Origin of the sequence: Botrimarina mediterranea (assembly GCF_007753265.1) — a bacterium.
GTDB lineage: Bacteria > Planctomycetota > Planctomycetia > Pirellulales > Lacipirellulaceae > Botrimarina > Botrimarina mediterranea.
Map to the genome: position 1 here is coordinate 1506565 of NZ_CP036349.1, position 14066 is coordinate 1520630.

At 62.6% G+C, this 14066-nt stretch carries 9 protein-coding genes; 5 read left to right on the forward strand and 4 right to left on the reverse strand.

The features are described 5' to 3' along the window. Positions 1-242: 242 nt before the first annotated feature. The gene (gene xrtU / locus Spa11_RS05960) at positions 243-1910 is read left to right on the forward strand and encodes an exosortase U (protein WP_145109327.1); all 1668 of its coding nucleotides are present in this window, start codon (positions 243-245) and stop codon (positions 1908-1910) included. Between the two features lie 185 nt (positions 1911-2095). Here the strand turns inward: xrtU and Spa11_RS05965 are convergent, their stop codons facing one another. Further along, positions 2096-2764, reverse strand: coding sequence for a lamin tail domain-containing protein (locus Spa11_RS05965; RefSeq protein WP_145109330.1), 669 nt, complete (start codon positions 2762-2764; stop codon positions 2096-2098). A 394-nt stretch (positions 2765-3158) separates the two neighbouring features. On the opposite strand from Spa11_RS05965, the gene Spa11_RS05970 reads away from it, so the two are divergent. The 4 genes from Spa11_RS05970 (at position 3159) to Spa11_RS05985 (ending at position 9852) form a co-directional block, all read left to right on the forward strand. Continuing rightward, positions 3159-5663, forward strand: a complete 2505-nt coding sequence (locus tag Spa11_RS05970) for an O-antigen ligase family protein (RefSeq protein ID WP_145109333.1) — start codon at positions 3159-3161, stop codon at positions 5661-5663. Positions 5664-5946: 283 nt separating this feature from the next. Further along, positions 5947-8163 (forward strand): GumC family protein, encoded by a 2217-nt coding sequence (locus Spa11_RS05975; RefSeq protein ID WP_197529779.1) that lies wholly within the window; start codon positions 5947-5949, stop codon positions 8161-8163. A gap of 292 nt (positions 8164-8455) precedes the next feature. Further along, on the forward strand, positions 8456-9328 hold the full coding sequence (locus Spa11_RS05980; protein WP_145109340.1) for a hypothetical protein: 873 nt from the start codon (positions 8456-8458) through the stop codon (positions 9326-9328). A gap of 149 nt (positions 9329-9477) precedes the next feature. Next, entirely contained in the window at positions 9478-9852 is a 375-nt protein-coding gene (locus Spa11_RS05985; RefSeq protein WP_145109342.1) for a hypothetical protein, read from the forward strand. A 142-nt stretch (positions 9853-9994) separates the two neighbouring features. Here Spa11_RS05985 and Spa11_RS05990 read toward each other — a convergent pair whose 3' ends face one another. The 3 genes from Spa11_RS05990 to Spa11_RS06000 form a co-directional block, all read right to left on the reverse strand. Continuing rightward, positions 9995-11299: a polysaccharide biosynthesis/export family protein gene (locus Spa11_RS05990; RefSeq protein WP_231933168.1), complete on the reverse strand. Its 1305-nt coding sequence runs from the start codon at positions 11297-11299 to the stop codon at positions 9995-9997. An 87-nt stretch (positions 11300-11386) separates the two neighbouring features. After that, the gene (locus Spa11_RS05995; protein WP_145109348.1) at positions 11387-12145 is read right to left on the reverse strand and encodes a hypothetical protein; all 759 of its coding nucleotides are present in this window, start codon (positions 12143-12145) and stop codon (positions 11387-11389) included. Positions 12146-12387: 242 nt separating this feature from the next. Then, positions 12388-14052, reverse strand: coding sequence for a TIGR03790 family protein (locus Spa11_RS06000; RefSeq protein WP_145109352.1), 1665 nt, complete (start codon positions 14050-14052; stop codon positions 12388-12390). Positions 14053-14066: the final 14 nt, after the last annotated feature.

Consider the following 14066-nt stretch of genomic DNA (forward strand, 5'->3'; position numbering starts at 1 on the left):
CTCCCCGATTTCCGGGGGCTCGTGCGTCGCGCCCCCGTGGCGTCTTCTCGTTGGGCGCTGGCGGTTCTGATGACCCGACGCCGTTGGTGGATGGCGATGTGGTGGCGAGAGCCCGGTCGTCGGGTTCGTGCCGGTTGTTGGGGTGATGCGCTGTTGCTCGACAACTTCGGGGCGTTCAAGCACGATGGAGGCTTCTTTGCCCTCCCACGATTGACCCGTCACGACCCAGGTCTGCCGTCGCGATGAAGGTGGAACGCCCCGCCGTTTTGATCGGACTTCTGGCCCTGCTGGCTGTCGCGATCACGGCGGCGTACGGGCCGTTGTTGATGGAGGAGGCCGGCAATCTCTGGCGGCGGTCGCACTACCAGCACTTCCCGTTCGTGTTGTTGGCGTCGGTGTTGCTCTTCGCCCGCGGATTGGCGGACCCCGGTCCGGACGAGCCGCCGCACAAGGCGTGGGCTTGGGTGGGGGGGATCGCCTCGTGGCTGCTCCTGGGATTGGCGTCCTTGATCCCCTCGCCGCTGTTCGCGTCCGCGTCGCTGTTGCTCCTTCTCGGTGCGGGCGGCTGTGTGCTTGCTCGCAGGGCCGACGCGCCGTTCCCCCTGGCTTCGTGGGCGCTGGCGTGGCTCGTGCTGCCGCCGCCGCTAGGGCTCGACCACAAGCTGATCGGCACGTTGCAGCGCTCCAGCAGTTGGCTCGCCGGGAAGGCGCTGGATGTGATGGGCGTCAACCACCTGATGGACGGCAACGCCCTGGTGCTCATCGACAAGACGTTGTTCGTTGACGAGGCGTGCAGCGGAATCGTATCGGCTATTTCGATCGTCACGTGCGCCGCGATGTACGCCGTCTGGCGCCGCCGTGGACTGGCGCATGGCCTCTTGTTGATGGCTACAGCCGCGGGGTGGTCCGTGCTGATCAACGTCATGCGGATCGTCAGCATCGCGCTGGCGCACCGGTGGGCGGGCGCCGACTGGGCCGAGGGTCTGCCGCACACGATGGTCGGTATTGCCGCGTTCGCGCTCAGCCTCCTGACGCTTGTGGCGACCGATTGGCTGCTCAAGGCGGCGCTGGCAGAGGTCGGCCCGCGATGGCGCCAACTGACGGGCGAACCGCTGCGGTTTGGCTCGCTGTTGGTGAACGCCTGGGACCGCTTCATCGCGACCTCCGGTCGGCCTGTCGAGAAGCCCGCCTACGCGGGGTCGTTCAGTTGGGGCTGGCTGCTGACCGGTTCGGTAGGGCTCGGAGCGACGCTCGTCGCCACGCTGGCCTTCGCCTCCCTCGGCGCGGCGCAGCTCGTGTGGCTTACCACTCCCGAGCGGGCCAAGCTTAACTTCCCGGACGTCGGGGCGTTCGCCGCCGGGCTTCAGAACGGGGCGATGCCCGACCGGTTGCTTGGAATGCAGCTCATCCATACCGAGCACCAACAGCGCGACAGAGATTCGATCTTCGGCGCTAACTCGGTGATCTACGAGTACAAGCACGGGAACGGCGATGTCTATCTTGTGTCGTGTGACTTCCCGTTCGTGGGGGGATGGCACGAACTGTCGGTCTGTTATCGGGGCATCGGGTGGCGCCTCGATGGCCGAGAGGTCGAAGTCGTGAGCGCCGGTGGGGAGGCCTACGAATTCGCCCGGCTTGAACTCACAAGACCGGACGGCCGATCGGCGCTTGTCGACTTCTGCGCGACGGGCATCGACGGCGCTCCGATCAAGGCGCCGGCCTTGACGCTCGTTGAGAGCCTCTTCGAAGCCTTCTCACGCCGCGAGTCGTACGCCGACGCACGACAGACGTACCAGGTGCAGGTTCTTACCGAACGGATCGAAGAGATCTCCGACGCCGACCGCGAGGTCGCTAAAAACCTGCTGGACGAGGCGCGGAAGCGCGTCGCAGCGGTCGCCGAATCCCTGTGAACGCGGCCGCGGCGAGTCCGCGACGCGAGTGACAGGAGGGGAACGGGCTATTGGCCCTTCAAGAGTCGCGTCATGGCCTCGCCAGTATCGCCATGGTGTCGCTCACCAAGGCATCCATGAAGAAAGCCACCCGTGCGAATCACGCGGGTGGCTTTGTTGTAATGCTAGAGCGGGTATTCAGAGGATCAGCCGCGGTCGGCAGGCCGACGAGCGACCATCAAGCCAAGGCCGCCAGCGACCAGGCTGCCGAACAGAGCGGCCGTGGGCTCGGGGATCGCGGCCGGAGCAATTCCGAATCCAGTCAACAGGCCAGCGCCGGTCGTGCCAATCGTCTCAAAGCGAATCGACGGGTCCGTGAAGGAGGTAAAGGATACTGAATCCAGATCGACAGGCTCGATCAGGGCAAGGTTGCTGTTGGCAGTAGAAACGCCGCCGCCCGACCAAGCCGATCCGGGGTCGCTGCCGGGCATGCCGAACGTGTCAGTTGTCATGCCGCCCAATTGCACGACGAGGGAATCGTCGCCATTGAATGTGTAGCCCCTCTCATAATAAGTAGCGCCATTTCCTACGGCAGTAGCTTCCATGTCCGGCGTACCAATCACAATAACGCTGCCCGCTGCAAGCGTGCCGGTGTTTAGCGTAAATCCGGCTGCCGGGGCGCCGCCATTCGTTCCCTGCAACACCGAAAGTCCTGTCACCGCGAAATCAATCGTCGCTCCGGAGATATTCCAAAGCTCAATACCCTTCGGAGAGGTGCCGGAGTTAGTTTCGACGTACTGGCTTATGACGAGGTTACCGTTCGCAGATGACGCTGCGGCGACACACGCAAGAGCAGCCAACAAGGTGCGATTCATAGCGGAGAGTGCCTCGCGGTGAGGTTACGAGAGCGGGCGCAGCCACTCATTGGGGACATTACTGTTCGGTGAGCAGAATCCTTACGACCATCCCGTCCGTCAATTATTTCGGCCTCGATAGTGAGAAGTTTCTCCAACTCTTCATTGCCGAGTGACCAGAATCCCCCCGGTAGGAGGGTTTCGTGCCGCGAAACATCGCAGTCAGCCGGAGTAAGCCGCTCGATCTTTAGGCACAGGCCGCTGTGGCTCGAGAGCGTACAGAGTGCTGGTGGCACGCTTTAAGAAGTTTTTGGCAGTGACAAAGTCGCGATTAACCTAGAGCTTTCTGTTCGCTCGCCTACCGCTGGGGCGGTTCTCGCACGTGTCCCGCAGGTCCAGATCCGCGCCGATCCCGTTGCCACCTGACCCCGCCATGCGGCGGTGGTCGCTGGCGGTCGTTACGACGATCGTATCGGTTGTCGGCCTCTCCACGTTCGCCTACGGCGGCGTAGAGGCGTGGGTCCAACCGCTGTTGATCGCCGCCGCCGGGTTTCTAGCGGTCGTGTCAGCGCGGGCCGGAGGGTACCCCCGGCCTGGCTGGATTTCGGTCTCGCTTGCTCTACTCGTGGCTATCGCCGCGGTTCAATTGGTTCCGTTGCCGCTAGGGGTACTCAACCTGCTTTCTCCTGCTCGGGCCCAGGTCTTAAGCGAGCTCGGCGACGGGTCGTTGGACGGAGCGCCGGCGTGGGCGCCATTGAGCTACTACTCTCCCTCCACCCGGCAAGCGCTCGCCAGTCTGCTGGTCGCGAGCGCTGTCTTTGCGTCCGTAGCGACAACGGTTCGATCCGCGGAATCCATAACGTGGCTGCTTACGGGACTGTTCGCCGTTGGCGTCGCGCAGTCGTTGCTGGCGATCCTGCAAATGGCGACAGAAGCGCCGGGGGTCTACTGGGACGCCTCCCTCGGCGTCGGTCCGTGGACCGGCAGCTTCGTCAATCACAGTAATTTCAGCCAACTGGTCAACGCGACGTTCGGAGCGGGATTGGGATTGCTGCTGATGCGTTCCAGTGCCGAACGTCGCCTCGCTGGGCGATTGAGTCATGGGTTCAGCTTGCCATCCTATCTGCAGAAGCATGGCAGCGTGCTTGTTGGACTCGCGGTCCAAGCCGTAGCCATCGCCTTATCGCTCAGCCGGGGCGGCGTTATCGGAGTGGCCGCGGCGGCGGCGGTTGTAGCGTTGACGCTGGGTCGACATCGGCGGCTAGGGCCGACGGCATGGGGCCTGCTGGCGGTCCCCGCCATCTCGATCGCCGGCCTGCTTGCTGTCGGCGCCGACGCTCTGTTCGACCGCATTGATACGCTTGACGAGCGCTCCTCCTACGCCGACCGCATCGAGCTCTCGAAAGCGACGTTGCGGGTCGGCCTCTATCATCCCGTAGCCGGGACCGGATTAGGGACGCATCGCTATGTGTTCCCCGCTTACGACACGACGAATTCATCCGCCCTCGCCGAGCAGGCGGACAACGACTACGCCCAGCTCTTCGAGGAAATGGGGGCGCCCGGCGCCGCCCTGGCGGCGATTCTCGTAGTTGTGCTGCTCTTCGCGTTGGAGCGGATCACCCGCACGAGTCGGTCTTCGGTCCGCTACGCCCTCTATGGGGTGCTCTACGCCATCGTGGCTTGTGGCGCGCAAAGCCTGACAGACTTCGGCTTGCGGCTGCCGGCAGTGTATTGCACGATACCCGCGTTAGCAGGCTTGGTCCCGGCGGTGTCGGGGATCGCTGCCGGCAAGACGCCGACGTTCATCGCTCGACCGAACCTGTCGACACTTGGCGTCGTCGCGACAGCGCTGGGGGCTGCCGGGTGGCTAAGCTACCAAGCGTGGCTCGACTATCGCGGAGAACGCTGGTTCTCCGTTGCCCAGGCGACGGAGCGGCTCATCCACCGCGACGACTGGGAGCCGACGCAGAACGATTACATCAACCTGTTGGCCGCCTCGGAAACGGCCTACGCGATCCGACCGCACGACGTTGAATACGCCTATTGGCTCAACGCCTATCGCTGGGAGGCGTTTACGGTCGGCGTCGATGCCACTCAGGTGGTTCAGTCACCCGTCGGCGCCAAAGTCGCCGAGCGCCTGGTCGCCGAGATCGCGTCGGCGCGGCGATTGTGCCCGACTTTCGGGCCGTTATACACGCTCGAAGGACAGGTGCTTCTAACGATGCAAGACCCGCGGGCGTTTGCACGCATCGAAGAGGGGCGCGAGCTTTCTCCAGGCGATCCTGAGGCAAGTTATATCGCCGGCTACGCCGCATGCTTGCAGGACCCGCCCGACCATTTGCGGGCGGAACAGCTGTTGAGCCGGGCCGTCGCCCTCCGTCCCCCCTTGTTTGTCGATACGGTGCGGGTCTGGGTCAACACCTTCGGAGACGAAGAGTTCCCGATCCGCCTCGCCGACGACAACCCAGAACGCCTCAGGCAAGTCGCGCAAGTGCTCCGTGAGGTTGGGGGTCACAACGAAACGGTCGAGGAAGTCTTACAGAGTGCGGCGGTGGTTTCCCGAGAGCGGGTCGCCGCCGGTAAGGCCAGTCCGTCTCAAATCGCCGCGACGGCGGAGTGCTCGGCGGCGGAAGGGGCCTTGGAAGAAGCGGCACAGCTTTACCGCCAGGCGCTGGCTCGTAGTCACGCCAATGTGAACTGGCGGCTCGCGCTAACCGACGTGCTGACGAAACTCCAACGGTACGACGAGGCATTCCGCGAAGCGCGGCTTTGCCTGCGGATCAAGCCGGGTTGGCAGCCGGCGATCCAGCGGATGGAGCAGCTCAGTCTGCTCGCGCCTCCCGATGAACCGTTGCAGCCGACACCGGCAATGCCCGTCAGAAGCGAAGGCGCTGATGCCGTGCCGCCCCCCGCGGGTTGATCGTCACCGCCGAGGGTCGTGACCGCCTGCGTAACCGACAGAATCAGACCGTGCGCAGCGAGTCTTGGTATCGGCTGCGTAACGTGGAATGAAACTTTGGCCTTCACTTCGGCTCAACGTTATGATGCGAGTCGGCGAAATCGTCTCCCCGCCGGCGCCCTCGTCCGCAGGACGCCTACGCATTTGACCGGCCCCCCGACACCGCAGGCCCACCGCCTTCAACTAGCGTAGGAACGTGATGGCGTCGTCTCCCGCTAATCCCTACGCGCCGACGCCTGTCGCTATGAGCCACGTAAGTCCGCTGGCGACGGCGGCCATGAGCGTGGATCAAGAGGACGACTCGGATGGCGTGAACGTCTTGGCGGTCGCGTGGCAGAGCCGTTGGCTGATTCTGCTCTTCACCCTGCTGGGCGGCGTGGCGGCGTGGGCGTACCTGCAACAGGCCACCCCGCGGTACACCAGTCTGTCTCGTATCTTCGTCGAGCAGAAGCTGCCGAGCGTTCTCGCCGGCGAGTCACTCGGCGCCTTCTCCACCAAGCACCTGTATACCCAAGCCCAGTTGATCTGCTCGCCTTCGGTTCTCAACGCCGCAATTGAAGCGCCAGAGAACGTCGGCATTGAGACTTTCCGCAACACCGATAACCCACTCGCACTGCTGCGAGAAGAGATCGAGGTTGTTGTCGGTGAACGCGACGACATCATCAACATCTCGATCGAACTGGAGAACCCGACCGACGCGGCCCAGATCGTGAATTCGGTGGTCGACGCTTACATCACCAAGTACGCCGAAGAGCGTCGTTCCGATGTTGTTGATGTGGTGAACATCCTCCGCAGTGAGAAACAGCGCAGCGACCAAGACCTCGAAGAACGCCGCCAAGCGCTCGACGAGTTCCGACGCGACCATGTCACGCTCGCCGTGCAATCGAAAGAGGGGCGAGAGGGCAACGTCGTCACCGAGTTGTTCGCAGCGCTGTCGCGTGAACTAAACGCGACTCAGATCGAGCTGCTCGAAGCGAAGACACGCTATGCCCGTGCCCAGAAGATGCTCGAGAACCCCGACCAGATTCCCTTCTTGATGGAGCTGGCCCGCACTGCCCAGGCAGGCTCGCGTAGCGGTGACCTCGACGGTCAAATCCAGATGATGGAGCAGAACCTCATTGCCCAGCAGGCGAAGTGGGGGCCGGGTTACCCCGCGGTGCGGCTGCTAGAGGAGTCGCTGGCGAAACTCCGAGAACGTCGCGCCGAACAGCAGCAAGCGACCCTTAACGCCTATGTCGATGGCCTGCGTCAAAACTACGAACTCCTCGCGCAGCGTCGTGACGAACTCCAGAAGGCCTACGACAAGCAATTCGCTCTAGCGACTGAAGTCAGCCAACAGGCGGCTAAGTTGGCCGATCTGCAAGAGGCCTACGAACAGACCTCCGAGTACTGCGACACGCTCAACAAGCAGATCCGCGAGGTGAATCTCAGCGAGAATGTTGGGGCCATGAACGTGTCGATCCTCGAAGTCGCCACGCCCGGCATCCAGACATTCCCGGGTCGTCGCAAGACGCTCTCGCTAGGCCTGGCGTTCGGCAGCATGCTGGGTTTCGGATTGGCGTGGCTCCGCAGCATGCTCGACCAGCGGCTTAAGTCCATCGAAGAGATCGCTTCGGTGATGCAGCTTCCGGTGATCGGCGCCGTACCGCTCATGGCGGGGTCGCGCGGTCGAGAGGGTGATCGCAGTGTCGGCGGACGGCTTGTCGCGCTGCAGCCGCGTTCGACCGCGGCCGAGGCGATCCGCACATTACGGACTGCGCTGTACTTTGGGATTGGCGGGGAATCCAAGACCTTCGTGGTGACCTCACCCGCTCCCGGTGACGGCAAGTCCACGGTGGCGAGCAATCTGGCGATTGCTATGGCCCAGGCGAACCAGCGGGTGCTGCTAATCGACGCTGATATGCGGAAGCCGACACAGCACGAGACCTTTGGCATGACGCCGACCACCGGGTTTTCGGACGTGCTGACGGGCGCTGTTCTCGCGATCGAGGCGGTCGTTTCCGGCGTTGCGCCCAACTTGGACCTCTTGCCGTGCGGCCCGATCCCGCCGAATCCCGTCGAGTTGCTTAACAACGGCATGTTTAGCGAAGTGCTAGAGCAGTTGTTGCGGCAATACGACCAAATTGTCATCGACTCGCCGCCGGTGATGCCCGTCGCTGACTCCCGGATGATCTCAGCGATGGTGGACTGCTCGCTCCTAGTCTTGCGTGCCGAGCGCTCGACACGGCGGATAAGTGTTGGCGCCCGCGACGAACTGCTTCGAGTACGGACCCAGCGGCTTGGCGTTGTGGTCAACGCGGCGCCGATCCACCGGTCGAACTTTGGAGGCTACTCCGGTTACGGCTACGGGAGCTACGGCCAAGTTGCGTATGGGCATGAGGACGCCGCTGAAGCGCGTCCAGCCGTGCGGCGGCGCCTCAAATCGATGGCCGATGAGGACCTGACGTCTATCGACGGTTAGCACTCAGGTACGCGAGTGAGTCGGGTTGGTTCCGCGGCGAGTTAGCAGCTCGCAGCCCCTTGCTTTGTGCATAACATTTGCGATTTGGGTTGCCCGCTAATGGCGCAGGGTCCACGGTTTTTAGACGTTCTTGCAGGTTTATCGTTGACCACCATTTGACGCCCAAATAGCCTCGACCAAGTGCTCGACTCTGCCAAGCAGTAGACGGCGTGCCCTCGTGCTTGCTGGTCGAAGAGGGAATGCGCATCAGAGATAACAACCGGCGAAAGACACCTTCAGTAGGACCGCGCTAGTGAACGCCTCCATCCCAGCGACCTTCCGCCTGCCGGCGGCCGTGGGCGCACTGGCCTTTGCAGGCCTTCTTGCCATGCCGGCCGCCACCTGCGCAGCGCCTTTCACTGTCATTGATGGCGAGGGCTTCGAAGCTCCCAACTACTCCACGACCTTCCTCGGTTCCGGCCAGCTCGAAGGCCAATTCGCCTCGATCGATGGCGGCTTTGGATCGACTCAATGGAAACGCAGCCCGAACACCGGCGCGGGCACGGCAGTCGTTCAGGACTCGGTGGTGGCTTCGGGTTCGCAAGCTGTTCGAGTTGACCGTGCCGCTGGCTCGGATGATCGCTGGGCCGTTCCTGTGACGGGTTATCCAGCGGAACGTTACGTCTGCATCGGCTGGGACATGCTCGTCGAACCGACCGTCTCCGCCGGCTTTGGACCGTTCTTTGGCGTCGAAGCCTACGACGACGCTACCTCGCTGATTCGCATGGGCATGCTGGGCGTTGACGCATCGACCGGCGAAGTCCTCTACGGCGACGCCGTCGACGCCTTGCAACCAACCCCCGGTGGCGAGACGGTTGCTTTCGGCAGTTGGAATAGCTTTCACATTCAGCTGGACTTCCTCACACAGACTTACTCGGGCTACGTCAACGGCGCCTTGGTCATTGATACGGACTTCGAGTTCCCCGGCGCAGCACAATTCACCGATGCGGACATCGCTGCCCTTGCCGCCGCGGGCGACGCGATTTCGCAGAGCCTCACTGGCACGGCGTACTTCGACAACTACCACGTGACGGAGTCGGATGCCCCCTGCTTCATCCCCGAGCCCAGCGCCATGATGGCAGGGTTGGTTGGGATCGCGGTGCTGGCGGTTCGCTGCAGGGTCTGATTTCCTCAAGGATGGGGTGGCCGCGGTATTTGTGCCGTGACTGACGGCTGGCTACAATCGCATAGCACGTCGGGCGGACGCTATCGATTTCACTCCCAGCTTCGCCTAGTGAAACTCCTGGCGTCGCCCAAAAAGAAGAGTGCCCACCTATGCCTAACTACCTCTTGCGGAGTGTGGCGCTGCTGACGGTGAGCGTCGCCTTCTCAAGCGACGCCTTCGCGGCTGAACGCACCGGCAGGTCCACCGGTCAGAAGCGTGTCACCAATCCATTTGCCGTGTCGATCTACAGCCGACTAGTGAGCAACCCGTTTGGGCTGCCCGCCCTCTCGGCAGCGCCGGGAACCGTCCCGGCGACGGAGACAGCATCCGACCCCGTAACGCCCGCGCCATTAATCGCTCAGGAACCCGTGGCGTCGCTTGACGCCATCGAGCTCACGCCGGCGTCGATCGCGACTCGTCCGCCGTACCGCCCGCCGGTCCGGAGCCCCTTCCGTCCGCCGCCGCGTCCGCCTTTCGCCCCATGATAGCCAGCGACGCTCGACAAGTGTGCCCTGTTTGATGGTCGAGTGTTGAGGATAGCGTCCAAAGCCGAGCAGCCGTGGCGAGCATTCGCCACGGCTGCTCGGCTTTGGTATCGGCTGCTTGTTGACGTTGCGACGTTATGGGTTATGGGAACCCAAGTGTCGCCGAGCCTTGCCCGTCGTTGCGATTCAAGATTCGGAAGAAGAAATCCATCCGGAACACACTGTTGAAGAAGTACCGGCTGAAGGCTTCGTCCCGGTTCTCTTGTAGCAAGAGGATGTCATCCGCTTGAACCAGGATGTTGTACCGCGGGTCTTTCAACGCTTCGTTAAGATTGACGTTGATATTCACCTGCTGGCCGTTGGGCAGTTTACGCAGGACCGATAGCTGACTCGGAGACGGGTTACCAAGCCCCGAACCAACAATGTTGCCGTTTAGGTTGCTGCTATTGACGCCACCGTTGATCAACGGTCCGCTCGATTTGAGGATGGCTTCGATAACCGTCAAGTCGTAGTCGGGCGGCAAGAACTGCTCGCTGGGAGGCAGCAGGCCGCCGGTGTAAAAGCGGTCGAGTTCACGGGAACGCAGCGTGACGATGTCGCCGTCTCGGAGGATGATTTCATCGCGGGGGATTGCGACTTGCTGCCCACACCTCTTCCTTAACGGAATGCGGATCACTTGGCGGCCATCGTTGCTGGCGTCTTCGCACAGGCACTGGTCTGGCGAGGGAAGCTGGCTCGCATAGACCTCGTCTAGGTCTCCGCCCTTAGCGTACCCACGGTAGATCACCACTTCCGGCGTGCGCGCGTTGTTTGGGACGCCGCCGGTGCTCGTCAGCGCGTTGAGTAGGTCGTTTTCGTAAATCGGCAGTTCCAGGGCGTTGCCGGTCGGCGTTGCGCCGCCGCCGATCGTTGTGCTTGACGCGCCGATGCCGCGTAGCCCTGGGTTGCGGATCGTGACACTGGGTTCGACCTGATCCTCACGCACCACGAGCACCCGCACCGTCCGCGGACGCAGCAGGGTGACGATGATTCGGAAGTCTTCTTCGCGGATGATCTCTTTGTCGAGGAAGGCCCGCACCACCGCGTGCTCGGCTTGTTCAATGGTCATGCCAGAGACTTTCACCGATCCAGCCAATGGCAGTGAGATTGTGCCGTCGTCGCGGATCGGGAAGGGGTAGCCTATCGCCGGAGGCAACTCGGACGACGAAGGCAGATTGACCGGCGGCGGCGTGCTCTCGTCGCCAATGATTCCCTCGATATAAATCCCCAAGGTGTCGCCGACGTCGAGCAGGAAAATCTCCGGCGGTTTTGTCCGCAGCAGAGCGAGGTTGATCGGCTCGAAGCCCTCCCGAGATGGCGCAAGCATATCGTCAGGAAGCATCCGCACCGGGATGCCGTTTGCCACCGGGTTAGTGAAAGCCGCGCAGCCCGAAAGTGTGGCGATCACAGTGGCCACTAGACCCACCAGCAGACATGGCGATACGCGATGAGGGCGCCGGGCAATTGCGCTGCTGCGTGTGGTCATGTCGCTCTCTTACCTCACGATATGGAAGAGAGCGGTTCGGACACGCCCCTGATCCGCGGCATTCATGGCCGGTGGCTCAAGGCGCCCCGTTGGCAATGGCGCCGGCTTCGCAACGCCGCTGTCTAGCGAGGGAAGTAAGAACTCATCATCGTCGTCGCCATACGCCGGCCCGGAGGCGTCGGGCCTTTCGAACGGGATCACGATCTCCGCGGGCGGAGGGATGACGCTAGGGGCATCGAGGACCGGGCCGCTTTCATCTGCCGGCTCGGTAGCCTGAACACCACACAATTCATTGTCCTGACATCCGCAAGCGTCGCAATCTCGTAGCGAACCCGAGAGCTTGAGAGTGGTCGCCGCGCGGTAGCCACCGTCGCGAGCCACGCGGGCGCCGTGGCGGTATCCCGCGAACCAACTCGAAGCGGCGGCGGCGCCTTCGTGGCTCCGCAGGTCGGCCTGCCAGTAGGGACGAGGCGGCATCGCCGGTGGCTCGCCATTGCCGCCGGCATAGACATACTCAGCAAATCCTTCGCGGAATCCCCATGCATAGTCCGCAGCGAGGCAGTCCTCGGGGCAACAGGCGCCTGCATCGGCCCAAGCCTGGTCCGCCCAAGAGCGGTACGTCGCCAGACTGACTTCGTTGTCTTCTTCCAGGCAGAAGAGCTTTCGCTCAGAGACGTTTACACGCCACGCATAGCTCCATACGGAGCACCCCGACGTCCCGAGGCACCCGACGACAGCGAGAACAGCGGCAGAGAGCCTGCAATGCATGCAGCGATCTGTCTGGGCACAATGCGAATACCTCGGGACGCAATGCGGCCCTTAACGTTGATATCGGGAGTAACGATTAACAGGTTTAGGTAAAACGGGAGAGACGTGGGGGCGCCCCAGCATTCATGGAAACACGGACGCCGGTTGCGAGGTAGCGCACCGAGAAGTGTGAATGGCTGGCTGACCTCGCTACGGTGTGGATTTCACGGTGGCTTTCCGTCACGATCGTTTACCGTCGGGTGTCACTGCTTCGCGTACGGACGATACAGCGGGTCGCCAATAAGGGTCATCATCCAGCTGTTGAATGGCTTCGTCCGGTAGTAAACCTCTACCAGCGGCAGTTCACCCTGGACCAGTAAGGCGAAGAACTCATTCGGTCGCGGAAACGCGACGAGGTACGGTTCGTTGACCGGACCGATCGTTGCAGCGACGCCGTCTTCAAGCAACTTCTTGCACCACGCTTGGCTATCGACTTCCTTGAGCGTATTGGCTTCTGCGCTCGCTAGATGGTAGGCGATAGCGCCCCGCTTCCACTCGAACGCATCGACGTACTTCGCCAAGCTGTACCAGCCGCAGTACAGGGCCGCGTCGGGGCACTGGCCGGGCGCGAACAACTCGGGTTCGTCGTTCAGAACCACCTCGAACCGCGATTCGTCGGCCTCGTCCTTCAGATTTTCGAGGCCCTTGGCCGTGACAAGGAGCGCGCGGTCGTAGTCGGGGTAACTACCCGGCTCGAGCGGCGGGCCTTCGAGCGTCGTCAGGCCCCGCGCGTCGATGTAGGCCTTGCCGGTGAGGCCGCCCGTCTTCTCGACGGCGATAGCGTCGTCGATCAGCCGCTTGGCGGTCTTTAGGTCGGGGCCGTCGAGACGGGCGACCATGAGCGTTGGGAACGCCTTCCTCAATTGACTGCTATCGTACGCGCCGCGTAGATAGTTCGGTTGCCAACGGAGTAACTCGTACCCGTCGGGCCAGTAAACAAGACTCAGCTCGCTGTCGAAGGACGCGCCGCGTTCGTTGCGCTTAGCGACGCCTTCTTGCGTCTTAAGCCAATCGATACAGGCCAACAGACCGCCCGTCTGCTCCAAAAGACGCAGCGTGGTCTCATCGCGTTCAAAGCTCGGCGGACGCCCATCGAGCAGGATTTTCAGCTCGGTGAAGGCCGACGTACGGCCACGGAGCAATTCGAACTGCTGCAACAGCTGCGTGGGGACCGTTTCGCCGGCGGCTTCGCGAGCGCGGATCTGTTGGTTGATGGCTTGAAGCAGCACCGTCGCCCCGCCCGCGGCGGTGGTTAGCTGTTGAAGCTGCGCCTCTTGTGTCCGCCGCGTTTCGGCCGGCAACTTGACGATGCGTTCTTGCGCCGAGCGGAGAGCCGCTTCAAGTTGCGTCTTGAGTTTGTCGACATTCGACGAGGCGTCAGCGGTGGGTTCCTCGGTTGGCAGCGACTCGAGGGCGTCTGTCAGCGGCGACCCGCCCGCCAATCGATCCAATGCCGACGCGATCTGTCTCAGCTTCTGCGTACGGGAGGTTAGTTCGTTGGTGAGGTACTTCCGGTATTCGGCGTCCATGCCGCTCGGCTTGCCGGCGCTGATCTTGAGCGGGATGCCCCAGGTCGTCACCAAGCAACGGACCTTCTGGTCGGGGTCGTTCTTCTTGAGCCACTTCTGAATCTCTGGCCGCACGGCGAATCGCCATTTATCGCGGTCGAGCGTTTCGTCGGGCGAAATATCGATCTCGATGATCTGCGACTCTGGCACGCCGCGTTGGCGGCAATAGTATTTAGCGAGGCCCACCGATTCGCGATTGCCACGGGCGGCGACGAGGGCAATCTCGCTCGGCTCAAGGCCGAACGAACTTGTAGCGGGCGCCGATAGGAGAGCCGCTAGGATCGCAAGAAGAGTTCGCATAACTGACACCGTGA

What these genes read in the sequence shown, in the direction of transcription:
- xrtU (WP_145109327.1), top strand. Translation starts at nt 243, where the DNA reads ATGAAGGTGGAACGCCCCGCCGTTTTGATCGGACTTCTGGCCCTGCTG.
- Spa11_RS05965 (WP_145109330.1), bottom strand. Translation starts at nt 2,764, where the DNA reads ATGAATCGCACCTTGTTGGCTGCTCTTGCGTGTGTCGCCGCAGCGTCA.
- Spa11_RS05975 (WP_197529779.1), top strand. Translation starts at nt 5,947, where the DNA reads ATGAGCCACGTAAGTCCGCTGGCGACGGCGGCCATGAGCGTGGATCAA.
- Spa11_RS05985 (WP_145109342.1), top strand. Translation starts at nt 9,478, where the DNA reads ATGCCTAACTACCTCTTGCGGAGTGTGGCGCTGCTGACGGTGAGCGTC.
- Spa11_RS05995 (WP_145109348.1), bottom strand. Translation starts at nt 12,145, where the DNA reads ATGCATTGCAGGCTCTCTGCCGCTGTTCTCGCTGTCGTCGGGTGCCTC.
- Spa11_RS06000 (WP_145109352.1), bottom strand. Translation starts at nt 14,052, where the DNA reads ATGCGAACTCTTCTTGCGATCCTAGCGGCTCTCCTATCGGCGCCCGCT.